The following is a 24,782-nucleotide window of genomic DNA, read 5'->3' as shown; positions in this document are numbered from 1 at the left end:
TTGCTGGGGTTGATTACTCTGTTGCACCTTGGTTGTTCCTGAATGACTCACACAGGGGGCTAATGGCAAGAGCTGTGCCAGCTGGGCATTCTGTTTATTGTTTTGATTTTATTAACATTTGACTCAATTTTGAATTGAACTTGGTCACGATATATCGTGATTTGGCGATATTTCGTGACCAAGTTCCATCAGGCTGGAACGGATTTCATAACAGAGGGGGTGAAGCCGGGGTGGGCTTCATGGCTTGGTGATATTTTACTGCCTGGCAGATCGGCGAATGCCGAGTTTTTGCATCCTGGATCTCAGGGTGCTGGGTGGTAGCCCCAATACCGCCGCCACACCGCCGGGGCCCGAGATGCGCCAGTCGCAATTTTCCAGGGTTAAGAGAATATGACTTGCCTCTACCTCGGCCAGGGTTTGTCCTGTAACAGGCGGCATTTGGCTGCCGGGGATTGAGCTCATTTTGAGAACCGGCTGATGGGTGAGAATCGCTTCCCGCTCCAGCAGGTTTTGCAGTTCGCGCACATTGCCCGGCCAACTGTATTGCTGCAAGCGTTTGAGGCTGACGGCATCGACCCCTGCCAGCGGCTTGCCGAGCTTTTGTGACAGGCTCCTGAGCAGTTGCTGCACCAGTTCGGGAATATCTCCGGCGCGCTGACGAAGCGGCGGTACCTTAAGTGGAAACACGTTCAGGCGGTAGAAGAGATCCATCCTGAACAGTCCCTGTTCGACTCTTTTTTGCAAGTCGTGATGGGTGGCGGCTATCAGGCGGATATCCACCTTGATGCGCTCGCTGCCGCCCACACGTTCAAACTCCTGCTCCTGAATAACCCTAAGCAGCTTGGACTGCGCCTCAAGGCTGAGCTCGGCCACTTCATCCAGAAACAGGGTACCCTTGTGGGCCAGTTCAAAGCGGCCCTTGCGGCGATTGCTGGCGCCGGTGAAAGCGCCCTTTTCATGACCAAAAAGTTCACTTTCCAACAGAGATGCCGAGAAGGCGGCGCAGTTAACCGAGATCATCGGCTTATCACGGCGACTGCTGAGTTGATGAAGCTCGCGGGCGACCAGCTCCTTGCCGGTGCCGTTTTCGCCCTGTATCAAAACTGTGCTGTCGGTGTTGGCCACCAGGCGGATTTGCTTCTGCAGATTTTGAATACAGTCGCTGCTGCCGGTTATCTGCGAGGGGCCGCGCTTATCCTCAAGTTCGGCCTGCAGCAGTGAGTTTTCAGACGCCAACTGCTCCGACAGCGCCTGCACCTGCTCCAGCGCCTGGCGCAGCGACTGCTCGGTTTGCTTTTGTAAACTGATGTCGCGAAATATCGCGACCACGCCTTTGAGCTTGCCGTCCTGCCATACCGGAGTTGAGCTGTAATGTACCGGGAAGCTGCTGCCATCCTTGCGCCAGAATACTTCGTCGCTGATCTCCCGTGCCTTGCCATCCTTAAGTGTTTGATAGATCGGGCAGTCTTCGTGGGGATAGTGGCTGCCATCGGCATGGCTGTGGTGGTGGAAGTTATGGATGGTTTTGCCGAGCAGTTCATCTGCCTGCCAGCCGGTCATACGCTCGGCCGCTGGATTGATAAAAACCGCATGGCCATCCAAATCAAAACCATAGATACCTTCGCTGACGGCATCCAGCAGCAGGCGGTTTTCCGGTAAAAAGCTTTCCTGTGTCGGCATGGTGTTGGTCGGGGCTGGTTAGTGATTAATGGCGGCAGTATAGCCTGCCCCTGTTGGGGCGTCATGGGCGCATCAGGGCACTTTGCTGAGCAAGTCACGAAATAGCGTGATATTAATGCGGATGGAATAATGTTTCACCAACGAGAGACTGAAATGAGGAAAGGTTTCCTGAGTCGGGCTCTGGGCCGGGGCCTTAAGACGGAAGGACCTAATTCTTACTTCAGCCTTTTGATGAGGCTGCAGTATAGTGGCAACCTTAAGGTTTTTCGTGTGCTGTGCTCTGGGGCTTCGATGTCAGCTTCTCTGCACGGCAGATAGAAAATGCTTAGTCAGACCCGCATTAAAAGTGATGCCGGATCCGCAGTAAATTGGGGGAAGTATGAGTTTCAGTGTTTGGCTGGCGCTGCTGGCCGTGTGTTGTTTGGGGGCTATGTCGCCGGGGCCCAGCCTGGCCATGGTGGTGCGTCATACCCTGGGTGGCGGCAGGGGAGCCGGTATTGCCTGTGCCTGGGCCCACGCTATTGGTATTGGTGTATATGCGCTTATTACCCTGCTGGGGCTGGCCCTTGCCATGAAAGAAGCGCCACTGCTGTTTAATGGCATTGCCCTGATTGGTGCCCTTTACCTGATGTGGATGGGCTGGGGCGCGCTGAACTCAAAAGGCGGCATGCAGGACAAACTTGCTGCTGGCAAGGCATCTTCACTCAGCGAGGCGGCCCGTGACGGTATTGCGATATCGCTATTCAACCCTAAGATTTTGCTGTTTTTTTTGGCGCTCTTTAGTCAGTTTGTGATGGCGTCTTCCACCATTGAAGGCAAGGCGATTATCGTGCTCACGCCGCTCATAGTGGATGGTCTCTGGTACACTATAGTGGCGCTTTTGCTGTCGCATCCGCGGCTGCTGCCGAAATTACGGGAGAAGGCGGCCATCATCGACAAGCTGTCCGGCGCTATTTTGATTTTGCTTGGCCTCAGGGTGATTTGGACTCTGTGGCAAGGGCTGTGATGAACCCTTACAGGAACCAAAAAGGCCGCACGATGCGGCCTTTTTAATGAGCTCTGAGTGGCTCAGAGCTTGAACGTTTGCACAGCATTATCAACAGCAGGCTCTGCTTCGGGCGCGGTTGCCATCGGTGGATTGGCAATATGGTCGTCCAGATTGTCGTTCAGCATGTCCTGATAATCATCGCTGAACCATTTCAGGGCATTGGCCTTTTCGTTTTCCAGATCTGCCGACTTGATGGCGGCTTCGAAGGCATTAAAACGGGCAGCGGCAAAACGCAGTGCTGTACCCACTTTACCCACATCGCCTTCGGCGGCGGTGAGCTCGTTGGCCAGCGCAATAAACTTATCGGCGAGTTCAAACAGACTGTTGGCGTTTTCTGACATGGTTGCGTCCTGTATTTTCATCTTTGCTGATTTTACCCAAATTCATGGCGCTGACTACTGGCTTTCGTCTCGATTGGGATCTTGGTCGTGACGTGGCCGGAGCATCTGGCATGGAGGCTGATTTGCCATGGCCAATAAGATACACTCCTTTGCAGTGAATCATTCAGCCCGGGAGCCCCATGGCCGTTGCATGTTGGCAGGACTTTATTGCCGCCGAATCCGAGAAACCTTACTTTAAATCTCTCACTGAATTTGTTGCCGCCGAACGCCAAAGTGGCAAAACCATTTTTCCTCCTGAAGCAGAAGTATTCGCGGCGTTTGAGCACACGCCATTGGATAAGGTGCGGGTCGTGCTGATTGGCCAGGACCCATACCATGGTGCCGGGCAGGCCCATGGACTCTGTTTCTCGGTTAAGCCTGGTATTAAGCCGCCGCCCTCGCTGGTGAATATGTATAAAGAGCTCTCAGCCGATATCCCCGACTTTGAGACACCGTCACACGGGTACTTACTGCCCTGGGCCAGACAGGGTGTGTTGATGCTCAACACCGTGCTCACGGTTGAGGAGGGCAAGGCACACTCCCACGCCAAGGCGGGCTGGGAAACCTTTACAGCGGCCGCGCTTAAGCTGCTCAATGAGCGTGATACGCCGATTATCTTTGTGCTTTGGGGCAGCCATGCCATCAAGAAGGGCAAGGGTATTACTGCGCCTCAGCATCAGGTGTTGTCGGGTGTGCACCCATCGCCCTTATCCGCCTATCGCGGCTTTTTTGGATGCGGCCACTTTTCGAAAATCAACGAGTTATTGAAAGCACATGGCGGTGAGCCCATCGACTGGCGCCTGTAACGCTCGTTGTGTGGATAAACACAGCCCAATAAAAAACCTCGCCGATGCGAGGTTTTTTATTGGGTCTGGCAAGCTATCAGTTGCTGCGGGATACGGCGATTCGGGCCAGCGATTCAAGCGCTGTCTTAAAGTCACCTTCCGGCAGTACGCTTAATGCCGCAATGGCTTTGTCTGCTTCTTCTTCAGCGCGTCTGCGGGTGTAGTCAAGCGCACCACAGCGATGCAGGGCCGTGAGGATTTCTTCAATGGCACCTGTGCCATCGGCTTTTTCAATGGCATTACGAATGAGGCCTTGCTCGCGCTCGTTACCATGGCCGATAGCGTAAATCAGTGGCAGGGTAGGCTTACCTTCGGCAAGGTCGTCACCGATGTTTTTGCCCAGCTCTTCGGCGTCACTGGTGTAGTCCAGCAAGTCGTCAATCAGCTGGAAGGCCGTGCCGAGGTACTTTCCATAGTCGGCAAGGGCTTCTTCTACCTTTTCATCGCTGCCTGCCAGCACGGCGGCAAGACGGGTAGCCGCTTCAAACAGCTTGGCGGTTTTGCAGTAGATAACCCGCATGTAGCTTTCTTCGGTGGTATTGGGGTCGTTGCAGTTCATCAACTGCAGCACTTCCCCTTCGGCCAGCACGTTGGTGGCATCGGCAAGCACCTGCAGCACCTTCATACTGCCAAGCTCAGTCATCATCTGGAATGAGCGGGTATAAAGGAAGTCACCCACCAATACACTGGCGCTGTTGCCAAAGAGGGCATTGGCGGTTTCGCGGCCCCGGCGCAAGGTAGACTCATCCACCACGTCGTCGTGCAGCAGCGAAGCGGTATGGATAAACTCGATAATGGCGGCGAGCTTCAGATGACCTTCACCATTATAGTTAACGGCGCGGGCGGCCAACACCGATAACAGAGGGCGCAGACGTTTGCCGCCTCCATTAATAATGTAAAAGCCCAGCTGGTTGATGAGGGCAACATCGGATTCCAGTTGTTTATAGATCAGCTGATTAACTGCCTGCATATCGGCGTCGGCCAGCTGTCGAATGGCATTCAAATCCATAGATAGACTCTGATTGTCAGGACTGGGCATAACTAAGCCCTGATTTAGGCATAAGTGTTATAATAGTCGCGATCTTACCTAAAAATAATGACGATGGCAGCAGTTGCCCGGTTAATGTGGGAGTTATGCGGGTCTTTTTTTAATCTTTGCTAATTAGGGCTTGTCAGCTGGGCATTCTTAGCGTAAACTCCGCGCCCATTGTCATTAAAGTTTTTTATGGCGCATCGCACACGCCCTGAGGGGATTCAGAGCGAAGCGTCAGAATTTTTCGGAGTAAAATAGCTATGTACGCTGTTTTTCAAAGTGGTGGCAAGCAACACCGTGTTGCTGAAGGCCATACTGTACGTTTGGAAAAAATCGAAGTTGCTACCGGTGAAACCATCGAGTTCGATCAGGTTCTGTTGGTTGCTGATGGCGAAAACGTGAAAGTGGGTGCTCCACTGGTTGCTGGCGGCAAAGTAGTTGCTACTGTTGTTGCTCACGGCCGCGGCGAAAAGGTAACTATCCAGAAGTTCCGTCGTCGTAAGCACCACGAGAAGAAGATGGGCCACCGTCAGTGGTTCACTGAAGTTAAAATCACTGCTATCAACGCTTAATAGGAGTCTGACTCATGGCACACAAAAAAGCTGGCGGTTCTACTCGTAACGGCCGCGATTCAGAAAGCAAACGTCTTGGTGTAAAGCGCTTCGGCGGCGAATCAGTTCTGGCTGGTAACATCATTGTTCGTCAGCGTGGCACCAAGTTCCACGCCGGTGTGAACGTAGGTATTGGTCGTGACCACACCCTGTTCGCCCTGACTGACGGCAAAGTTAAGTTCGAAGTTAAAGGTCCTAACAACCGTAAGTTTGTTAGCATCGAAGACTAAGCTTCGTAACAGCTAAGCTGATAAAGCCCCGCCTCTGGTGGGGCTTTTGTTTTGTCTGGGGCTTTGCCCTATGTTTGATAGAGATTTTGGTCTGCCGCGCTGCAGGCGGTATAATTGCCCCATTCTGTGGTGAGGAGTTGATATGAAGTTCGTCGACGAGGCGGTCATTAAGGTTCAGGCCGGTGACGGTGGCAGCGGTTGCGTAAGCTTTCGCCGTGAAAAATACATTCCCGATGGTGGTCCCGATGGGGGCGACGGTGGCGATGGCGGCAGTGTGTATCTGGTGGCCGACGCCAGCCTCAATACCCTGATTGATTACCGCTTTGAGCGTTTTTACCTTGCTGAGCGTGGTGAAAACGGTCGTGGTCGTGACTGCACCGGTAAAGGTGGCAGCGATCTGACCCTGCGTGTTCCCGTAGGTACCCGTGCCGTAGACATAGATACCGACGAAGTGCTGGGTGATTTGACCGAAGTCGGTCAAAAACTGTTGGTGGCCAAGGGTGGATTCCACGGTTTGGGTAACACCCGTTTTAAAAGCAGTGTAAACCGTGCTCCACGCCAGAAAACCCTGGGTACCAAGGGTGAGGTTCGTGAGCTGCGCCTCGAGCTGTTGCTGCTGGCGGATGTGGGTCTGCTGGGGATGCCAAACGCCGGTAAATCAACCTTCATTCGCGCAGTTTCCCGTGCGACACCCAAGGTGGCTGATTATCCCTTTACCACTCTGGTGCCAAACCTTGGCGTAGTGAACCCGCGCCCCGGTCAGAGCTTTGTCATTGCCGACATTCCGGGTTTGATTGAAGGCGCCGCCGAAGGTGCCGGCCTGGGTATTCGCTTCTTGAAGCACCTGGAACGTTGCCGCGTGCTGCTGCACATTTTGGATATCGAGCCCATCGATGGCTCAAGCCCTGCTGAAAGCGCCCGCGCTATTGTTGCCGAGCTTGAAAAGTATTCACCTGAACTGGCTGCCAAGCCCCGCTGGTTGGTATTCAACAAAACCGACCTGCTGCTTGAAGAAGAATTGCAGGAACGTGTTGATGCCATTGTGGCTGAGCTTGGCTGGGAAGGCGATGTGTACACCATGTCTGCCGCGACCCGTGAGGGTACCAAAGAGCTGGCTGAAAAGCTGTTCGACTTCATCAAGAGCTTGCCAGATGAAGCCGCTGCCGCCGATCCTGACAAGGAAGTGGAGTTCAAGTGGGACAATTACCACAAGGCTCAGCTAGACGATCTGAACCCGGATTTTGATGATTCGGATGATGACGATGATTTCGATGATGACGACTACGACGTGGAAGTCATTTACCAGAGATAAGCCTTCAATCGGGGATAGCGGTGTACGCAGATACCCAGAATGACATAACCCGGCAGGTGGTGCGCGTCGCGCAGCTCCTGCTGGCCTATGGCGCCGAGTCTGATTTGGTCGAAGAAATCAGTCAGCGCCTGGGCAGGGCCCTTGGACTGGCCAGTGTCGAATTGTCCATCTCTTCAAATTCCCTCGTACTGACCAGTTTGGTACATGGCCGTTGTATCACCACCACCCGTCGTATTCGCGAGCATGGCATCAATATGCGGATTGTGTGCGAGCTACAACGGATTTGCCTGCTTGCTGAGAAAGGCCTCTATGGCCCCAACGAAGTCAGAAAGCGGGTGGCCCGCATCACCCCCAAGAGTTACCCAGCCGCGCTGGTGATCCCCATGATTGGCCTTTCCTGTGCCAGTTTTTGCCATCTGTTTGGCGGCGATTGGATGTCATCCATCATCACCTTTATCGCGGCGGCCATCGGTATGAGTGTGCGGCTGTCGTTAGCGCGCAGGCACTTCAACCCTCTGGTGATTTTTTCGCTGACCGCCTTTGTCACCACGGCGGTGGCACAGCTCAGTTACGAGTGTCCACTGACCAAAACATCTGAACTTGCCATGGCGGCCAGTGTGCTGATGTTGGTGCCGGGGTTTCCGATGATCAATGCCATCTCAGACATGGTGAAAGGGCATATGAACGTGGGTATTTCACGCTGGGGACATGCCACCTTGCTGACGGTTGCCTCGGTGATAGGTATCACCATAGCCATGCAGTTGGGGGGCAAGTTTCTGTGAATTTAGCCCTTACTTTACTCAACGACGCGTTCTTTTCGGCCATCCCTGCCGTGGGCTTTGCCATGGTATTTAACGTGCCAAAGCGTTTTCTACCTTACTGCGCCCTTGCTGGCGCACTGGGACACAGTTTCCGTACCCTAATCCTGCATTTCGGATTACCCATTGAGTGGGCAACCTTCGCTGCAGCGGCCCTGGTGGGGACTGTAACCATAGGCTTTGCCAAACGTCATCTGGCGCCCCCCTTGCTTTACGCGGTGGCCGCCACTATCCCCATGATCCCGGGAACCTATGCCTTTAATACTGTGATTGCCCTGGTGCAGCTGACGGCGCAATCTCAGGTCAGCCCAGAGCTGACCGGTGCCGTGATAAGCAATGGCCTGAAAACCGTCTTTATCCTCGGTGCCTTGTCGGTGGGCCTGGCGCTGCCGAGTCTGCTGTATTTTCGTACCCGCCCCATCATATAAACACAACTCAAAGAGGGAGCTTTTATGCGTATCGCCATGATTGCCGCGATGGCCAATAACCGGGTGATAGGAAAAGATAACCAAATGCCCTGGCATTTGCCGGAAGATCTCAAGCATTTCAAGGCTATGACGCTGGGCAAACCCGTGGTGATGGGCCGTAAAACCTTCGAATCCATAGGTCGTCCATTGCCCGGGCGTCACAATATTGTGATTTCACGCCAGAGTGACTACTCCCACGAAGGTATTAGTCTGGTGTCTTCATTTGAAGAAGCCGTGGCGCTGGCCGGTGATTGTGAGGAGTTGGTGGTTATCGGTGGTGGGCAACTCTATCAAACCCTGATTTCCCAGGCAGATAAGCTATATTTAACCGAGATAGCCTTGGAGGTTGAGGGGGATACCCACTTCCCAGCCTGGGATGATGGCAGCTGGGAAACGGTTGAATCCACTGAACATGTGTCAGACAAAGGCCTTCAATATCGCTTTATCACCTTGGTAAAAAAGTGTTAAATTAATCGCCGTGGTACGTGCCCTAAAAGTAAATTCGAAAATACGATTTTACTGATAAATATAAAAAACAATCCGAGGAGTATGAGATGCGTGTTTTGCCCCTGGCCCTTGCAGCTGCCATTGCTGCTTCTTTCCTCCCTTCACCCGCCATGGCAAATACAGATCCGTTGGTGGCCAGTATTTGTGACTACGTGAAAGCGAACGACAAGAATCGTCTTCGTAAAAAACTCAAGGAAAGCCGAGTAAAACTGCGCAACATCTATTCGGGTGTTAACTGTGATGGTGTGAGCTTGCTGCGTACCGCCATGGGTGCCGGTGCCAACGATGTAGGTGAGTTTGTTGCCAAGCGTCTGTCCGCCACTGAACTGAGCGCTACTGAGGCCGATGGCATGACCATAGTGACCTGGGCCGAAGCAAATGGTCACGGCGGTAGCCCTATCACGGCTGCTATCAAAGAGCGTCTGTCTGGTGGTGGTGAAGAGTCTGACGATTAAGTTAGCGCTGTAGTCATAAAAGCCGGGCCATTGCCCGGCTTTTTTTATCCCCCTTATGTACCTCAAGGTATGTGACTCTCAGGCTTAAATTTGCCCGGCACTGGTTCCCTCAATGTACTCCGTGATGAAAAGCCACTTCCACAGGGGCTGAAGGCTTTCTGCGGTGGCAGAACTGGCAATAAAAAAGCCCCACACAGGGGCTTTCAAAGGGGGCTGTAGACGAGTGTCTTACACCCTAAACTCTTTCACCGAGCTTTGCAGCTCTTCGGCAAGGCGTGCCACCTCGTGGCTGGACTTGGCTGTTTGCTCTGCACCTAGCGCAGTCTCTTCGGAAATAGCGGCAATGTGTTCCAGTTTCTCAGAAACTTGCTGGCTGACCAGATTCTGCTCCTGTGCCGCCTGAGCAATGTGAGTGCCGGCATCATAGGCTTTATGCACAGAGTGGCTGATGGTTTGCAGCGCCTGGTTGGCTTGCTCGGTTTTCTCCACACAGCTTTGTGCCTGATTTTGCCCCAACTGCATCACGGCCACAGCCTGTTGAGTGCCTTGCTGCAGCACTTCAATCATTTGCTGAATTTCTCGGGTAGAGTCCTGGGTACGGGACGCCAGGCTACGAACTTCGTCGGCCACGACGGCAAAGCCACGTCCCTGCTCACCGGCACGGGCGGCTTCAATGGCGGCGTTGAGTGCCAACAAATTGGTCTGCTCGGCAATGCCCCGGATAACATCCAGAATTGAGCCGATAGAGGCACTGTCAGAATGCACCTTGTTGATCACCTTGCTGGCCTTGGCCACTTCATCTGCCAGCGACAAAATGGTGCGCTTGTTTTCATCGGCAATGGTGCGCATGTGCTGGGTTTCTTCGTCGGCTTGCTTAATCTGGCTCAAGGCGTCATCGGCGCTCATGTTCACCTGATGGGCACTGGAGCTTAGCTCAGTGGTAGCCGTTGCAACCTGGTCAACCTGGCTCTTCTGTTCCTGAATACCTATGGTAGTTTGAGAGGTAATGGCAGAGGTTTCTTCGGCGGCTGCAGCCAGTTGGTTTGAACGGTCGAGGATACTGGCAATCAGGCTGCGCAGGCTGTCGACCAAACGGTTACAGTTGCGGGACAGCTCGGCAAATTCATCGTGGCCGGTGTCGTCCAGCTTGTGAGTGAGGTCGCCGGATGCCAACACATTGAGGGCACCGTTCACCTCATCCAGCGAGCGTTTCAGTGGTCTCACCACGGCAAAACTGATGACCACGGCCACAACGATGGCAATCACCACCAGGATCAGTGTTCTGAGAGAGGCACTGTTGATGTCGTTCAGGGCCTGATTGCTGATGTCGTTGGTGACAGTTTCGATATCTTTGGCTAGACGCTTCATCTGCTCTGTAACTGTCAGCGCATTCTTTTCCACCAGGGTCAGTTTCTCAGAGGTCAGCTGAGTACTGTCTATCTGGCGGGACTTGAGGGTGACCAGAGTGTCCTTGCCTTCCAACATTTTCAGCACCTTGGTGCTGTCATCATTGAGGGTGCTGACCAGGTCGGCATCAATAATGCCTTCACCGTGGCGGGAAATGTACTCCATCTTGGTCTTCACTTCGCCGAGCATATAGTCGAGCTCTTTGGAGATGAGTTCATACTTGCTGCGCTCTTCGGCGGCGACCAGGTCGTAAACTGTCGTGATGATACCCGTCATGGTGGTATCTATGGCGCCAGCGGCAGCGGCAATCTCACGCTCAGTTTGGTTTTGGCTGCTTTCCAAATCGATAAGATCAAACAGATTGGAAGAGGCGTCGTCGGCACTGTTTTCCAGCTTCTCGCGCAGCTTGAGCAGTTCTTCCTGCTGCGAGAGCGAGTCAAAGCGGGCTTTAAGCATGGCCTTGCTATTACTTTCCAGCACCTGATAACTGCTGCTCAGGCCGCTAAGCTGTCCCTGAAAATTATCACGGTTATTGAGCAGGCCGGAAAGCAGGGTAAATTGGTTGTTGAAGCCACTGCTGAGCTGATCGAATGTTCTTTCCAGCCCAGGCACGGTCGAAGAATTTTTACTGTGGAAAGCTTTGAGGATAAGCCGCTGCTGTTCGCTGAGGGTTTCGGAAAGATGCCCTGTGGCCTCCAGTGCAGGCATACTCAACTCCTGCATGATGGCGGTGCTGTCTTTGAGATTGTTGTTGGTGACCAGCGAGGCGCCACCGAGTATGACCAACAGAAGGGTAACAAAACTGAACCCGCCAATGACTCTGGTGGCGACTTTGATTTTCATAGGACACTCCGGCGATGTTTTAGTTTTTTTCCCGAATCAGAAAGCAGTATGGAGCTTTGACGCGCGGCCCTTTTGTATCGGCCTCTTCGAGCTTTAGTTTAACCCTATTTTAACTTCTTTTGGGTAATTTTTTCCCCGGTTTCAAGGTGCCAGAGTGTGAGGTCTTCACCCCAACAGCAGCCGGTGTCCAAGGCTATACGCCTGGGATTATCTGTTTTTCCCATCAGGGCGGCCCAATGACCGAACACCAGGGTAAAATCATCCAACTTAGACGGGAATTCAAACCAGGGCTTCAAGGCCAAGCCTTCGCAGTCGGCGGGGGGCTTTTTGCAGGCAAAGTCCAGGCGACCGTCGAGGTAAAGAAAGCGCATCCGCGTCAGGGCGTCGATACAGTATCTGTGCCTCAGAAATCCAGATGCATCGGGATCCCAACTCTCCGGCTCTTCGGTGTACATGCTGCCTATCAGGTCAAGGTAAGTGTCGCTCATCAGTACCTTGTTCACTTCGCTTGCTTCTTCCCGCAGTGTGGGCAAATCCCATTGGGGAGGCACCCCGGCATGGGTCATGATGAGCTTATGTTCGGGAAGCTCCCGCATCAGGGGTTGATGGCGCACCCAGTGAATAAACCCAGGCAGGTGTTTGGATTCCAAAAGCTTTTTAAGCTTGTCGCTGGGTTTGGGACGTTTGAGCCCGGCCTGTATGGCAAGCAGATGCAAATCATGATTACCCAGCACGGCTTTGGCGGCATCACCCAATGAGGTGAAAAAGCCCAACACCTTGTGGGACTCGGGCCCCCTGGCAACCAGATCGCCCACGGCCCAGAGTTCATCCCGCGACGGATGAAAGTCTACCCGCAGGAGCAGCCGCATCAGCTCTTCATAACAGCCCTGGATGTCGCCGACAAAGTATCGCGCCATGGCGGAGAATTAATGCAGTACGCCGGGCACGGCCAGGCGGAAGGTGGGAATGGCGGCCTGAAACGGTTTTCCATCTTCCCAGACCATACCGTAGCGGCCTTCCATAAAGCCGACCGGTGTTTCCATCACAGTGCCACTGGTGTACTGATATGCGGTGTTGGGAGGTATGGTGGGGGTTTCACCCACCACGCCGGCACCCTGCACTTCGGTTATGTGACCGTTGGCATCTGTGATAATCCAGTGACGGCTCTCCAGTTTGGCGGCTCGGTCGCCCAGATTAATGATGGTGATGGTGTAGCTGAACACGTACTTGTGCTCTGCGGGCGTGGATTGCTCTTCCAGGTATTCGGTATTTACCTCAACCTTGATTGCGGGATCTACGTCGGTCATCGTCATTCCGGATTCTTTGCCTGTTACTGGAGTTTATCGCTTTTCACACAAATAGTTGGCCATGGCCACATATTGGGCAACGCTGATGTCTTCGGGGCGTAAACCGGCATCTATGCCAAGAACATCAAAGTCGGCGTCCTGAAGAAGGGGTTTCAGGTTATTGCGCAGGGTCTTGCGACGCATATTGAAGGCGGTGTTACACACCTTGCGCAGCATTTCCACATCATGACACGGCCAGGGTTTTTCGGCATAAGGCACCAGGCGTACCACAGCCGAATCCACTTTTGGCGGAGGGGTAAAGCAGCCCGGTGGCACTTCCAGTACCGGGACTACCTGACAGTAGTATTGTGCCATGACGGTCAGCTTGCCATAGGCTTTGGTGCCCGGAGAAGCAGAGAGGCGCAGCACCACTTCTTTTTGCAGCATAAAGTGCATGTTCTCAATGTGCTCGGCAAATTCGAACAGATGGAACATCAGCGGGGTTGAGATATTGTATGGCAGGTTACCAAAGACCTTGAGCTTGCGCTCAGGCTCTACCAACTGGCTGAAGTCAAACTTCATGGCATCGCCCTGATGGATAGTGAGTTTATCCTTCAGGGTGGGGTGAACTTTCAAGCGTTCGGCCAGATCCCGGTCAAGCTCGATTACCGTAAGGTTTTTGATGCCCATGGCAACGGGCTCGGTCAGGGCGGCGAGGCCCGGGCCAATTTCCACCATCACGTGGTCATCGTCTGGCGAAATGGCGCCTACGATGCGGTTGATAATGTTTCCATCGGTCAGGAAGTTCTGACCGAAACGCTTTCTGGCCGTATGGCCCAAGTGGACTTTATTACTCATGACTCTCTATCAGTTGGTCTTGGCAGCCAGCTCGATGGCCTTGTTGAGGGCACAAACAAAACTGCCGATGTCGGCGCGACCCGTACCTGCCAGCTCCAGGGCGGTACCATGGTCCACCGAGGTGCGAATGTAAGGCAGGCCAAGGGTAATGTTGACGGATTTGCCAAAGCCCTGTGCCTTCAGTACCGGCAATCCCTGATCGTGGTACATGGCAAGTACCACATCGGCATCGTCCAGATATTTAGGCTGGAACAGGGTATCTGCAGGCAACGGGCCGACGATATTAAAGTTCAGCTCTTCCCTGAGTTCATTGAGGGCTGGGATGATTACATCCAGTTCCTCGCGGCCCAGGTGTCCATCTTCCCCGGCATGGGGGTTAAGGCCGCAGACATAAATTTTGGGTGAGGCAATGCCAAACTTGCTGACCAGATCCTGATGCAGGATCTTGATAATTTTATGTAATCTTTCTCGCGTAATGGCTTTGGCCACATACGCCAGTGGGATATGGGTAGTCACCAGCGCGACCTGCAAACCGGGGCAGGCCAGCAGCATCACCACATCCTGGCAACCCGCCTGATTGGCAAAAAACTCAGTATGACCACTGAACGAGATGCCCGCCTGGTTGATGATGCCCTTGTGCACGGGGCCCGTAACTACGGCATCAAACTCGCCGGTCATGTTTTTCTCGCCGGCGTAGCTCAGGGTATCTACCACATAGCGCCCGTTTTGCTCATTGAGCTTGCCACACTCGGCCGGTGCATTCAGCTTGAAAGGCACCAGGGTGAGGGTACCCGCCGCCTGAGGTTTGGCGGGCTGGCTGGCGTCATAGGGCTCCAGAGTCAGTGGCAGGCCCAACTTACGGGCCCGGCTGTGCAGCAGCTCAGGATCGGCGCATACCACCAACTGTACCGGCCAGGCTTGCTGGGCAAGCTGAATAACCAGATCTGGGCCTATACCGGCAGGCTCTCCGGGGGTGATGGCTATGCGTTTCACTGTCACTGTGATTAACCTCGGTTAGCTTCGGCTTCCCACACATCGATATGGGCTTCACTGCGAATTTCATCGAGCCAGCCTTGCAGCTCCTCGTTGAATTTACGGCGGAAAATCAGCTGATGCGCACGGTTGGTGTTGAACTTCTCGGTGGCGTCTGTTTTGCGCTTTTCTTCCAGCTGCACTATGTGCCAGCCGTGGGCAGTGCGAAACGGTGCGCTGATTTCATCCAGGCTTAACTGACCGAGCATCTGTGCGAATTCAGGCACATAGATGTTGGGCTCCGCCCAACCCAGCTCACCGCCCTTGGTGGCAGAACCGGGGTCTTCAGAATACTGGCGGGCGATATCGGCAAACTTGGCTTCACCGCTCTTAATCTGGGTGACGAACTGGTCCAGCATGGCCTTGGCGCGCTCCTCAGAAAGGATTGGTGACGGCTTCAGCAATATATGACGGGCACGCACTTCTTCGATTTCACGGGTTTGCAGGCCGCGGATATCCATGATTTTCAGGATATGGAAACCGGAGCCACTCTTGATAGGACCTATGATGGCATCTTTCTTTGCATCACCAATCACTTCCGCAAACAGGGTCGGCATTTCGTTGATGTTCATATAATCCCAAACACCGCCTTCCAGCGCCTTGGGGCCGGACGAGGCGGCAATGGCGATTGAACGGAAATCGTTGCCGCTGTTCAGGCGATCCATAACGGCCTGAGCACGCTTGCTGGCGGACTCCAGCTCGGCACTGGTGGGATTGCTGGGTACTTCAATCAGGATGTGACCAATCTGATATTCCACGTCCTTGTTGCCCTGTTCTTCAATCATCTTCACCAGGTTGTTGATTTCCTGAGGAGAAACCTGGATACGACGCTGTACCTGAATACGCTGGATTTCACCGAGGGTGATTTCTTCGCGCAGCTGCTCGCGGTACTGGGCAAAGCTCATGCCTTCGGCCTGAATAGCCTGTTGCATCTGAGCTACTGTCATTTTCTGTTCGCGGGCGATATTTTCGATGGCCTGATCCAGTTGCAAATCACCAATATGCAGACCGACGCGTTCGGCCATCTGCAATTGCAGGCGAGTCAGGATAAGACGCTCAATTACCTGGGTGCGCAGGGCATCGTCAGAAGGCAGCGTCTGGCCAGCCGCTAACGCGTTTTTCTTTACGGTATCCATCATGTTCTGGATTTCGCTTTCCAGCACAATACCGTCGTTCACCTGCACGGCAACGCGATCCAGGGGTTGGGGTGCAGCTAAGCTCTGGAAGCCCATGGTCATGGCCAGAGCGGCAAAAATCAATTTCTTACAGGGTTTCATCCAAATAAATCCTTGGCGTTTTTCGGTTTTCTTCCACCTCACCGGCACAGAAAACCCGGCAGTGTTAACCTGTTTGGACAACGCGTCCTGAATGTGGTTTCGCAATCTACCACATTTCTGTGTTAATTCCTCAGATAAAGCGGCTTTCTGTAGTTGAACAGCCCTTCATCCAGCATGTCGCTGACACCCATGGGGCCTGAGCCGCCAAGGCCTTTTATCACGAAATTCAGGTACACACCGCTTTCAAAGAGTTCGCGGTTATCCTGCACCGGATTGAAATCGTCATCGTAATTGGTCTTTATCCGGTAGTGGTAGCTCAAACGCACGGCCCAGCAGCAGCTTTCATACTGGAAACCTGTATAGGCTTCTACCGAACGACTTTCATTGAGGTCGTAGTACCAGTTGCCGACAAAGTAGAGGCTATCGGTCAAGGGCCAGGTGGTGCGCATACCGGCCTGGCTGATGCCAACCTCTTCATTGGTGTTGGTATTCACCAAATCCGGCACATAGCGGTAGCTGAACTGCACCAGCTTTTCACCGCCGGGACGGTAATCCAGTGTGAACTCTGATTTTTTATTATCCCGGGTGCGGGCATCGTATTGCAGCGCGCCACTGAAATACCAGTCTTCGTAGAGATGGGCATCCAGTTCGGCTGCAATGGCCGATGAGCTGGGGCGTTCTTCGGCAATCCCTTCGGTCAGGGATACCTTGCTCTCGGAGAAATAAAGAATCTGGCCGAGGCTGAACTTGAACTGTTCCTGGTTGCGGTCATCGAAGAAACGGGTGGTCAACCCCAGTGTCAGCTGGTTGGCATCGGAGATACGGTCCAGACCGGAGAAGCGGCGTGCGCGGAACAGACCATAGTAGTCGTCCTGCAATCTGGCGCTGTCGTAGATACCGATATCATCCTGATCTTCGTAACCCACATACAAATATTGGACCTGAGGCTCCAGGGTTTGACGGTAGGATTCACCCAACCACTGGGTATTGCGCTCCAGATTGATCTGACCGTGCACCTTGGCTCTTGGCAGGGTGCGGCTGACGGAACTGTTCAGTTCAGAGTCTGGCATCAAATCGGTGTTACGTTGCCAGTAGTTGGTTTGCAGCAGGGTTAACTCGCTGGTTAACGAACCGGCTGGCCCGTGAATGGGCAAACTCAAGGTGGGCTGCAGGTGCAGCCGGGTGGCAGTGACCTGGTCTTGTTCTTTGTGCTCAAAGTTGGTGGCTTCGCCGAAAAAACTGAACTCGAGTGTGTTGAGTAAATCCTGGCTGCGGTAGTTAAAACTTAACTGTGGCATCACCTGATAAGGCACTTCGTCCTCACCCAGTACCTTGATGTCCTGAACCCGGGCACTGATATTCCAGTCGTTTTCGAAATAACTCATTTCGCCGATGCGGGACAGCTGGTTATCCGTTGCCCTGGCAACTTCAGAATCCAGATCGTTAAAGTAGTTATTATCGGAAACATCGGTGAAGGCCGCATTGACGCGCCAATGTTTGTCGATGGCGCCCCTGTGTTCCCAGTGATACAGGTAACGGTCGTCGCTGTTTTCCAGCAGACGATCGCTGCCGAGGTATTCCAGATTTACCCGGCCAGCCTGAGCATCACCCGCGAGATAACGAAACTCACTCTGCAGATACAGCCCTCGCGCCGACATGTAGTGCGGCGTCAGGGTCAGGTCGTATTCGGGGGCAATATTCCAGTACCAGGGCGTGGCGATTTCCACGCCGTTGGTGGTGCTGGTGCTGAATTGTGGGAACAGGAAACCGGTTTTTCGCTTGTCCGAGACCGGCACCGTCATGTAGGGGACATAGAATACCGGGATATCGGCAATGCGCATCTTGGCATTCCAGATCTCGCCCCACTCTTCGCTGGAGTCAATCTTGATCCGTTCGGCTTCCAGCAGCCAGGAGCTGTCACCCGGCGGGCAGGTGGTAAAGTCGGTGCCACTGAGAATGAGGTTATTGTCTTTGGTTATCTCAAGCTTGCGGGCATTACCGTGAACCTGCTGGCCGTGCAGCCAATACTGTGCGCCGTTCAGCGTGGCGCTGTTGTCTTTGATTTTGGCGCTGAGATTGTCGGCGGTAACGGTAAACTGGCTGTCCTGAAATACCAGATTGCCTTCGGCATTCAACTGCTGTTTTTCGTAATCCATGTTCGCACGGTCTGCGGAGATGGAACGATTGCCCTGACGGAATTGTACGTCGCCTTCGAACGTGGCGTTTTGATTCATCACGGCGTCAGAAGACACAGAGCGGATTTCTACCTGTTCTTCGGCTGAGGCTGACTGCGGTGCACTTGGCAATGGAATGGGAGGCGCCACCAGACATTGATCCGGGGCGGGCTCAGGCACGGCATCGTTGGCCATAGCCTGACAGGGAAGCAGGCCGAGGGCCAATATGTAACGGATCTGCATCTTAAGAGTATTCAGTTTGATATTCGTTATCTGGATTTCACTATCCGGGCTTTAACTGGAAACTGAGAGGAGGGAAAAGTTGCACTCGTCTCCAGTACAATCAAGCCAATAGGACTGTATCAACGAATTGGCTGTTTCCATTAAATATGCTGGCTATAATAAAGCAATTTTTTGCCAAGAGCCATGGAACGACCGTGTCAGACTCGAGATTTCTTGCCCTTAATCATTGGCTTTCCAACACCTTTGGAGAGCCGCTTTCCCCAGTGCTGATTTCCGGCGATGCCAGCTTCAGGCGCTACTTTCGCGCGGTGCATCAGGGCCGCGCCATGGTGATCATGGATACCCCGGTCGCCCTGATCCCCACCGAGCCCTTTGTGGCTGTGCGCAATGCCTACGCCGCAAGCGGTCTGCCGGTACCCGGCATCATTGCCAAAGACGACGAGCAGGGCTTTATGGCGCTGGAGGACTTTGGCGATGTACAGCTTTTGTCGCTGCTGAACAGTCAAAGTGTGCGTCACTGGTATCCCAGGGCGCTGGCACTCTTGCCGGGCATTGCAGCGGTAACCCAAACGGTGCTGGGGCCATTGCCCGACTATGATGATGCCTTTGTACGCCGTGAACTCGGCATCTTTACTGAGTGGCTGCTTGGCACCCATCTCAAGCTGGAATTAACCAGCGACGAAGAGGCCATCATTGCAGACGCTTTCGATATGCTGACCCAAAACGCTCTGGAGCAACCCAAGGTGGGAATGCACAGAGACTTCCACAGCCGTAATCTGATGGTTGTTGATGGAGAGCTTAAGTTGCTGGATTTTCAGGATGCTGTGCTTGGACCTGTGACCTATGATGCTGTGTCGCTGCTGCGGGACTGTTACATTCGCTGGAGCGAAGATCTGGTGGATGACATGTTGGTGGAATTTTTTGTGCTGGCCCACGAGCACGCATTGGTTCCGCCACACACAGATATGGTGCAGTTCAGACGTTGGTTTGAGCTCATGGGGCTGCAGCGTCATATCAAGGCAGCCGGCATTTTTGCGCGCCTCAATCACAGAGATGGCAAGGCCGGTTACCTCAAGGACATTCCACTCACCATGCACTATATCCGCGATGTGGCGGTGCGCTACAAGGAGCTTGGCGACTTTGCCCAGTTTATCATGAGGCGGGTCATGCCGGCGCTGGAGGCTGGAGCATGAAAGCCATGATCCTCGCCGCGGGGCGGGGCGAGCGCTTGCGACCGCTCACAGACACAGTCCCCAAGCCGCTGGTGCAAGCCGCTGGCAAACCCCTGATTGAATACCACCTCGAAAAGCTTGCGGCCATCGGGGTGCGGGAGGTGATCATCAATACCGCCTGGCTCGGGCACAAGCTGGTGGAAACCCTTGAAGATGGCAGCCGATTTGGTCTGATGATTCAGTACAGCCACGAAGATGAGGCGCTGGAAACCGCTGGTGGAATTCTTAAGGCTTTGCCGCTGCTGGGGGATGAGCCTTTTCTGGTGATCAATGGTGATATTTATATTGATGCCTTGCCCGTCTTGTCACCAAGCCCTGAGCTGCTGTCGGGGGAGACCCTGGCGCATCTCTACCTGGTGGACAACCCGCCACAGCATCCCCAGGGGGATTTTGCGCTGGAGCAGGGCATCCTCAGCGCCGAGGGGAAGCCAACGTTTACCTTCTCCGGGATAGGCATTTATCATCCGGCGCTCTTTCGCACGCTGGCACCCGGGCGTCATGCGCTGGGGCCGCTGCTGCGGCAACACATGAACGATGGGCGCATTCGCGGCGAACATTTTGACCGGTATTGGTGCGATGTGGGCACACCCGAGAGGCTCGATGCCCTCAATCAACGACTTATGGCGCTTGGAGTGTAACGTCCGTTTATGAAGTACAAAGGCAAGTTTTTTGGTTTTTTGATTGGCTTTATGTTCGGCAAGATTTTCGGCGCCTTGCTTGGCCTCGTGGTTGGGCACTGGTTCGATAAACGATTTGCCGGCGCCTCGGGTTCAGGCAGTAAGCGCCAACAGGTGTTTTTCAGCACGACCTTTGCGGTGATGGGGCATGTGGCCAAGGCATCTGGCCGGGTCACCGAGGCCGATATCCGTTTGGCATCGGATCTGATGGATCAGTTAAGGCTCGACAGCGAAGCCCGCCGTCAGGCGCAGCAGGCGTTTCGGGATGGCAAGGCCGGTGACTTCGACCTCAAGGGCAATCTCAGGGCGTTCAGGCTGTTATCCATGGGCCGTAACGAATTGTTGCAGATGTTCCTGGAGATCCAAATCCAGGTAGCATTGGCCGACGGTGAGCTGCACCCCAACGAGCACAGGATCCTCAAGGTAGTCGCATCAGAGTTGGGCTTCCGGGATGATGCATTGGAAATGCTCCTTGGCCGCTGGCAGGCAGAAGTGAATTTTGGCCGCCGTGGCGGGGCTGGCAAGACCTCGCTCAAGGATGCCTATGGCTTGTTAGGCATAGAAGAATCTGCTACTGATCAGGATGTTAAGCGAGCCTACCGCAAACTGATGAATGAACATCATCCCGACAAACTGGTGGCCAAGGGCTTACCGGAGGAAATGATGGAACTCGCCAAGCGCAAGGCTCAGGATATCCAGGCCGCCTATGAGGCGGTCAAGGCCGCGCGAAAGATGCGCTGATTTCAGGGAGAGTGCCATGAAATACCCGCTCAGTTTGCTGTTTGCCGCGTCACTGTCGGTGTCACCCTGGGTGGCCGCCGAAGTGTATGTTACCCCCTTTGCCGGTTACAGTTTTGCCGCCAGCAGTCTGGATGCCAACCGTGATGGGCTGGACACCAATGGCAGCGTCAGTGCCGAAGAGTCCTCCCATTACGGCATCATACTGGGCACCACCACCAATCATCCCGGCAATATGTACGTGCTTTACTCGTCCCAGAGTACCGACCTGATAGCGGGTGGCAACTTTTCAAACGAGCGAGTCACCTCCCTTAAACTCGACTATGCCCATGTGGGGGGTAGCCTGTATTTCCCCCGCGGGGATTTTCTGCCCTATGTCACCGCCTCCATGGGCTTGACCCAGATGCGGCCGGGGGACGACTACAGCGATGAAACCCGCTTTTCGCTGGGGCTCGGGGTTGGCGCCGAGTATCGCCTTGGTGAGCGACTTGCCTTGGTGGCCGACATTCGTGCCTTCGCCACGTTTATTGACAGTGAAAACAGCCTCTTTTGCGATGCCAATAACTGTTTGTGGCAGGTGAACGCCGATTTGATGTGGCAGGGGCAGGCCAACGTCGGCGTCAGTTTCAGGTTCTAATCATGACAGCAATTTGTGTATTGGATGGCTTCACCCTTAACCCCGGCGATCTGGATTGGTCGCCCCTGGCTGATATTGGCCCCTTCGACGTCCATGACAGGACACCGAAAGAGCTTATCCTGAGCAGGGCCGCCGGCGCCCGGTTTTTACTGACCAATAAAACCGTGCTCGATGCCGCCACCCTCGAGGCTATGCCTTCGCTGGAATACATAGGGGTGCTGGCAACGGGGACCAATGTGGTGGATGTGGCGGCCGCAAAACGTCTGGGGATAGCCGTGACCAATGTGCCCGGTTATGGCCCGGATGCGGTGGCGCAAATGGGCTTTGCCCATGTGCTGCATCATATGTCCCGGGTCAGCGCCCATCATGATGCGGTGACCCAGGGGCAATGGAGCGGGCAGGCCGACTTTTGCTTTACCCTTGGGCAGTTGGAGTCATTGTCAGGCAAGACCTTGGGCCTGGTGGGCTTTGGCGACATTGCGCGGCAAATGGCGCGTATCGGTATGGCCTTTGGTATGAAGTTGCTGGTACACAGCCGCAGTAAACCCACGGATTTACCGGAGGGAGCCAAGTTTGTTGCGCTGGACACCCTGTTTGCCGAATCCGATGTGTTATCGCTCCATTGCCCGCTGACCGACGATACCCGGGACATGGTCAATCGCGAAAGCCTGGCGCTCATGAAACAGGGGGCCTTACTTATCAATACCGCCCGTGGCGGTCTGGTGGATGAAGTGGCTCTGGCGGATGCGCTCAATGCCGGACGCGTCAGGGCTGGAGTCGATGTGCTCTCAACCGAGCCGCCGGCTCCAAATAACCCGCTGCTCCATGCCGCCAATATCAGCATCACTCCCCATAATGCCTGGGCTACCGTGAAGGCGAGGCAGAAGCTGCTGGATATTGCGGTTGAAAACCTCAGGGCATTCAGCCGTGGTGAAAGCGTAAACCGGGTCGATTGACCCGGTTTTTTATGTCTGCTGAAGCTGTTATTGCAATGACGCTTCGAAGGTTAAAAAGATTTCGCTGACCGTCTTGTCGGCGAGGCGGGTATCTTTCATCGCTTCTTCGTACTCGGCGTGCAGCAAAAAGCGACCCGCCCTGGCAGGGGTAAACTGCACCAGTCCCGCTTTGTCGCTGACCAGGCTCACTTCTTCAATCTGATTGCGGTAACGGGTGCCATCGGCGACCACATTCACTTTCACTCCTTCTGCCGGCTTGCCGTTAAACAGCAACTTGAGGCTCAAAGGTTCGCCTTCCACAAAGTCTGCCGGGTGGGTCACGGGAACCAATTCCAAATACTCGCCCTTGGGTGCAAAGGCCTTGTCCGAGGGCTTATTGAGCGTCACATAGGACTCGACCCGGGAAAAATACAGCGCGCTTTCGAGCTCCACGGCATCCTTGGGCATGGCAGCGCGGGTAGCAGCCTTGTCGAGGTTGCTTCTGACCGGGGTGTCCTGTCCCTTGATTTTGTAACGGGAGAAATAGCGCGGCTTGGCCTCTTTCTCAAGGCGGTAGGTGCCTTCGCCGGTCAATTGATAATCGAACACGCTGCGGCGACTGCCACGGTAGCTGGAACTCGGCCTGTCGGTGTTACCCTCGGGGGTGACGATAAGCACATCTTCGGCGCCAAAGGGTTTATCGACCTCAAACACCTGATTGCTGGCGCTGACGTCAGCACTTATCCATACCCCTTTGCCGTCTTCGGCAGACACATTGAAATGGGTAGGCAATATCCAGCGGTCATGGGCCTGGGTCAGGGGTAAAAATAGCAATGCTGTCAGTGGAATAAGACGTTTCATGGGGATCCTTAGCGCTTGGCTTCGCGGGAGTAGTGAATTTGGCTCTCGCCGGTTTCGCTGGTGGCGGGCAGCTTAACGTTGAAATCATCGCCGGGCAGGCTGAAGGGGTGGCGGATAAGCTCGCGGCCACCATGCTCTCTGACAACCTCAATAAACAGTTGATAATCCCCCTCGGCAAGCGGCTTTCCATCATCATTGGACAGGTCCCAGTCGAGGTGATACTGGCCTGCGGGGCGGGTGGCCGACGACACCGCATCCACCATGGCGGGATTGTCCCTACCGACTTTGCGCCACCAACGGCGAATATCTTTAAACCACTTGTGGCCATCGTGCTGCACCCACAGCGCCAGGGTCTTTACCGATTCACCCCGGCTGTTTTCAATCCAAACGGCGGTATAGGGTCTGTGATATTGGCCCGTGGTGATTTCTTTAAGGCTCAGTTCAAGCTGCATCTGCGCGAAGGCGCTGGCGCTGGCGCTGATGCTACATAGGGCGCTTGCCAATAACAGGGATTTCAGTTTCATCAGGTCTTCATCCGGGAATCGATAACCAATAGATGGCCACACACGCGGCGGTGACGCCGCCCATATAGCCGAGGGAACGTTTGAGTCTGCGACTCTGGGGCAACAGCAAAAAGGCCCCGGTCAGGGAAAACAGCAGCATCAATATGGCGCTGGCATCAATCACCAGACTCCAGATCCCGCCGCTGTTGCGGCCCTTGTGTAAATCGTTAAGCACGGCGACCAGTCCATAATCCAGGCTCTCCACCTGCACTTGGGCCATTTCGGTATCCAGCAGTACGGTGCGATAGCGACCGGGTCCCTTTTGAATGAGCACCAGCTCGTCGATACTCACCTCAACCTGTTGGCGCTGGCCCTGCCACTGGCTCGCCATCCAATGGGCGGCGGCCTCCTGCCAGTGTTGGTCTTCGGCTGCAATAGGCAGGAGAAAGTCGGGCAGCGCCACAGACTCGGTATGGCTGTTGGCGGTGGATGCACCAAACCAGTCAGGGTGATTGAGCGTGATGCCGGTAAAGGCAAAAAACAGCATCAGCAGCAAGAGTGCCATCGACACATAAACATGGAGCGTCCTGGCGATGGAAAGCGCCTTCTTTGAGGGGCGCAGTGAGGCAGACATAGGTAAACCGTGACTCCGGTAGGATGGTGCTCAACAACAATGGCTTAAATCTAATTGAG

The 24,782-nt window shown here is 54.3% G+C and carries 27 protein-coding genes; 14 read left to right on the top strand and 13 right to left on the bottom strand.

Annotated elements, in window-relative coordinates:
• Positions 1 to 255 precede the first annotated feature (255 nt).
• Positions 256 to 1,680: a sigma-54 interaction domain-containing protein gene (locus tag SAMA_RS14805; RefSeq protein ID WP_011760942.1), complete on the bottom strand. Its 1,425-nt coding sequence runs from the start codon at positions 1,678 to 1,680 to the stop codon at positions 256 to 258.
• Positions 1,681 to 2,059: 379 nt separating this feature from the next.
• On the opposite strand from SAMA_RS14805, the gene SAMA_RS14800 reads away from it, so the two are divergent.
• The gene (locus tag SAMA_RS14800) at positions 2,060 to 2,686 is read left to right on the top strand and encodes a LysE family translocator (RefSeq protein WP_011760941.1); all 627 of its coding nucleotides are present in this window, start codon (positions 2,060 to 2,062) and stop codon (positions 2,684 to 2,686) included.
• 62 nt (positions 2,687 to 2,748) lie between these two features.
• Here SAMA_RS14800 and SAMA_RS14795 read toward each other — a convergent pair whose 3' ends face one another.
• Positions 2,749 to 3,069, bottom strand: coding sequence for a DUF3144 domain-containing protein (locus SAMA_RS14795; protein WP_011760940.1), 321 nt, complete (start codon positions 3,067 to 3,069; stop codon positions 2,749 to 2,751).
• A 179-nt stretch (positions 3,070 to 3,248) separates the two neighbouring features.
• Here SAMA_RS14795 and ung point away from each other — a divergent pair, with 179 nt between their 5' ends.
• A complete protein-coding gene (gene ung, locus SAMA_RS14790) occupies positions 3,249 to 3,914 on the top strand; it encodes a uracil-DNA glycosylase (protein WP_011760939.1) in 666 nt (221 codons plus the stop codon).
• Positions 3,915 to 3,990: 76 nt separating this feature from the next.
• Here ung and ispB read toward each other — a convergent pair whose 3' ends face one another.
• Positions 3,991 to 4,962, bottom strand: coding sequence for an octaprenyl diphosphate synthase (gene ispB, locus SAMA_RS14785; RefSeq protein ID WP_041409893.1), 972 nt, complete (start codon positions 4,960 to 4,962; stop codon positions 3,991 to 3,993).
• 284 nt (positions 4,963 to 5,246) lie between these two features.
• Here ispB and rplU point away from each other — a divergent pair, with 284 nt between their 5' ends.
• The 7 genes from rplU (at position 5,247) to SAMA_RS14750 (ending at position 9,386) form a co-directional block, all read left to right on the top strand.
• Positions 5,247 to 5,558 carry a 50S ribosomal protein L21 gene (gene rplU, locus SAMA_RS14780; RefSeq protein ID WP_011760937.1) on the top strand — a complete coding sequence of 104 codons (312 nt, stop codon included), beginning with the start codon at positions 5,247 to 5,249 and terminating at the stop codon, positions 5,556 to 5,558.
• Between the two features lie 14 nt (positions 5,559 to 5,572).
• Positions 5,573 to 5,827: a 50S ribosomal protein L27 gene (gene rpmA, locus SAMA_RS14775; protein WP_011760936.1), complete on the top strand. Its 255-nt coding sequence runs from the start codon at positions 5,573 to 5,575 to the stop codon at positions 5,825 to 5,827.
• 142 nt (positions 5,828 to 5,969) lie between these two features.
• The gene (gene cgtA / locus SAMA_RS14770; protein ID WP_011760935.1) at positions 5,970 to 7,139 is read left to right on the top strand and encodes an Obg family GTPase CgtA; all 1,170 of its coding nucleotides are present in this window, start codon (positions 5,970 to 5,972) and stop codon (positions 7,137 to 7,139) included.
• Positions 7,140 to 7,159: 20 nt separating this feature from the next.
• Positions 7,160 to 7,921, top strand: coding sequence for a threonine/serine exporter family protein (locus tag SAMA_RS14765; protein ID WP_011760934.1), 762 nt, complete (start codon positions 7,160 to 7,162; stop codon positions 7,919 to 7,921).
• Positions 7,918 to 8,385, top strand: coding sequence for a threonine/serine exporter family protein (locus SAMA_RS14760; protein WP_011760933.1), 468 nt, complete (start codon positions 7,918 to 7,920; stop codon positions 8,383 to 8,385). Before SAMA_RS14765 ends, SAMA_RS14760 begins: the two co-directional genes overlap by 4 nt.
• A gap of 24 nt (positions 8,386 to 8,409) precedes the next feature.
• Complete coding sequence (gene folA, locus SAMA_RS14755; protein ID WP_011760932.1) at positions 8,410 to 8,892, top strand: type 3 dihydrofolate reductase; 483 nt, start codon at positions 8,410 to 8,412, stop codon at positions 8,890 to 8,892.
• A gap of 86 nt (positions 8,893 to 8,978) precedes the next feature.
• Positions 8,979 to 9,386, top strand: coding sequence for a DUF3718 domain-containing protein (locus tag SAMA_RS14750; protein WP_011760931.1), 408 nt, complete (start codon positions 8,979 to 8,981; stop codon positions 9,384 to 9,386).
• Between the two features lie 228 nt (positions 9,387 to 9,614).
• Here SAMA_RS14750 and SAMA_RS14745 read toward each other — a convergent pair whose 3' ends face one another.
• The 7 genes from SAMA_RS14745 to lptD form a co-directional block, all read right to left on the bottom strand.
• Positions 9,615 to 11,636 (bottom strand): methyl-accepting chemotaxis protein, encoded by a 2,022-nt coding sequence (locus SAMA_RS14745; protein WP_011760930.1) that lies wholly within the window; start codon positions 11,634 to 11,636, stop codon positions 9,615 to 9,617.
• Positions 11,637 to 11,740: 104 nt separating this feature from the next.
• Complete coding sequence (locus SAMA_RS14740; RefSeq protein ID WP_011760929.1) at positions 11,741 to 12,553, bottom strand: symmetrical bis(5'-nucleosyl)-tetraphosphatase; 813 nt, start codon at positions 12,551 to 12,553, stop codon at positions 11,741 to 11,743.
• Positions 12,554 to 12,562: 9 nt separating this feature from the next.
• On the bottom strand, positions 12,563 to 12,943 hold the full coding sequence (gene apaG / locus SAMA_RS14735; protein ID WP_041409891.1) for a Co2+/Mg2+ efflux protein ApaG: 381 nt from the start codon (positions 12,941 to 12,943) through the stop codon (positions 12,563 to 12,565).
• A 33-nt stretch (positions 12,944 to 12,976) separates the two neighbouring features.
• Positions 12,977 to 13,780 (bottom strand): 16S rRNA (adenine(1518)-N(6)/adenine(1519)-N(6))-dimethyltransferase RsmA, encoded by an 804-nt coding sequence (gene rsmA, locus SAMA_RS14730; RefSeq protein WP_011760927.1) that lies wholly within the window; start codon positions 13,778 to 13,780, stop codon positions 12,977 to 12,979.
• Between the two features lie 9 nt (positions 13,781 to 13,789).
• Complete coding sequence (pdxA, locus tag SAMA_RS14725) at positions 13,790 to 14,779, bottom strand: 4-hydroxythreonine-4-phosphate dehydrogenase PdxA (RefSeq protein ID WP_011760926.1); 990 nt, start codon at positions 14,777 to 14,779, stop codon at positions 13,790 to 13,792.
• 5 nt (positions 14,780 to 14,784) lie between these two features.
• A complete protein-coding gene (gene surA / locus SAMA_RS14720; protein WP_011760925.1) occupies positions 14,785 to 16,089 on the bottom strand; it encodes a peptidylprolyl isomerase SurA in 1,305 nt (434 codons plus the stop codon).
• Positions 16,090 to 16,211: 122 nt separating this feature from the next.
• Positions 16,212 to 18,506, bottom strand: a complete 2,295-nt coding sequence (gene lptD, locus SAMA_RS14715) for an LPS assembly protein LptD (protein WP_011760924.1) — start codon at positions 18,504 to 18,506, stop codon at positions 16,212 to 16,214.
• A 146-nt stretch (positions 18,507 to 18,652) separates the two neighbouring features.
• Here lptD and SAMA_RS14710 point away from each other — a divergent pair, with 146 nt between their 5' ends.
• The 5 genes from SAMA_RS14710 to SAMA_RS14690 are packed head-to-tail and all read left to right on the top strand — an operon-like array spanning position 18,653 to position 22,746.
• Positions 18,653 to 19,699, top strand: a complete 1,047-nt coding sequence (locus SAMA_RS14710; protein ID WP_011760923.1) for an aminoglycoside phosphotransferase family protein — start codon at positions 18,653 to 18,655, stop codon at positions 19,697 to 19,699.
• Positions 19,696 to 20,376: an N-acetylmuramate alpha-1-phosphate uridylyltransferase MurU gene (murU, locus tag SAMA_RS14705; protein WP_011760922.1), complete on the top strand. Its 681-nt coding sequence runs from the start codon at positions 19,696 to 19,698 to the stop codon at positions 20,374 to 20,376. Before SAMA_RS14710 ends, murU begins: the two co-directional genes overlap by 4 nt.
• A gap of 9 nt (positions 20,377 to 20,385) precedes the next feature.
• On the top strand, positions 20,386 to 21,156 hold the full coding sequence (gene djlA, locus SAMA_RS14700; protein ID WP_011760921.1) for a co-chaperone DjlA: 771 nt from the start codon (positions 20,386 to 20,388) through the stop codon (positions 21,154 to 21,156).
• A gap of 16 nt (positions 21,157 to 21,172) precedes the next feature.
• Positions 21,173 to 21,790, top strand: coding sequence for a porin family protein (locus SAMA_RS14695; protein WP_011760920.1), 618 nt, complete (start codon positions 21,173 to 21,175; stop codon positions 21,788 to 21,790).
• 2 nt (positions 21,791 to 21,792) lie between these two features.
• Positions 21,793 to 22,746: a D-2-hydroxyacid dehydrogenase gene (locus tag SAMA_RS14690; RefSeq protein ID WP_011760919.1), complete on the top strand. Its 954-nt coding sequence runs from the start codon at positions 21,793 to 21,795 to the stop codon at positions 22,744 to 22,746.
• Between the two features lie 27 nt (positions 22,747 to 22,773).
• On the opposite strand, the gene SAMA_RS14685 is transcribed toward SAMA_RS14690, so the two are convergent.
• Genes SAMA_RS14685 through SAMA_RS14675 form a run of 3 tightly spaced genes read right to left on the bottom strand, consistent with a single transcriptional unit; the run spans position 22,774 to position 24,723 of the window.
• Entirely contained in the window at positions 22,774 to 23,586 is an 813-nt protein-coding gene (locus SAMA_RS14685; protein WP_011760918.1) for a DUF4198 domain-containing protein, read from the bottom strand.
• A gap of 8 nt (positions 23,587 to 23,594) precedes the next feature.
• On the bottom strand, positions 23,595 to 24,110 hold the full coding sequence (locus SAMA_RS14680; protein ID WP_011760917.1) for a DUF2271 domain-containing protein: 516 nt from the start codon (positions 24,108 to 24,110) through the stop codon (positions 23,595 to 23,597).
• Between the two features lie 7 nt (positions 24,111 to 24,117).
• Positions 24,118 to 24,723 carry a PepSY-associated TM helix domain-containing protein gene (locus tag SAMA_RS14675; protein ID WP_011760916.1) on the bottom strand — a complete coding sequence of 202 codons (606 nt, stop codon included), beginning with the start codon at positions 24,721 to 24,723 and terminating at the stop codon, positions 24,118 to 24,120.
• Positions 24,724 to 24,782: the final 59 nt, after the last annotated feature.

The organism is Shewanella amazonensis SB2B, from assembly GCF_000015245.1.
GTDB classification, from domain to species: Bacteria; Pseudomonadota; Gammaproteobacteria; order Enterobacterales; family Shewanellaceae; genus Shewanella; species Shewanella amazonensis.
The sequence above is the reverse complement of the archived record's forward strand: the minus strand, read 5'-3'. Positions and strand labels throughout refer to the sequence as shown.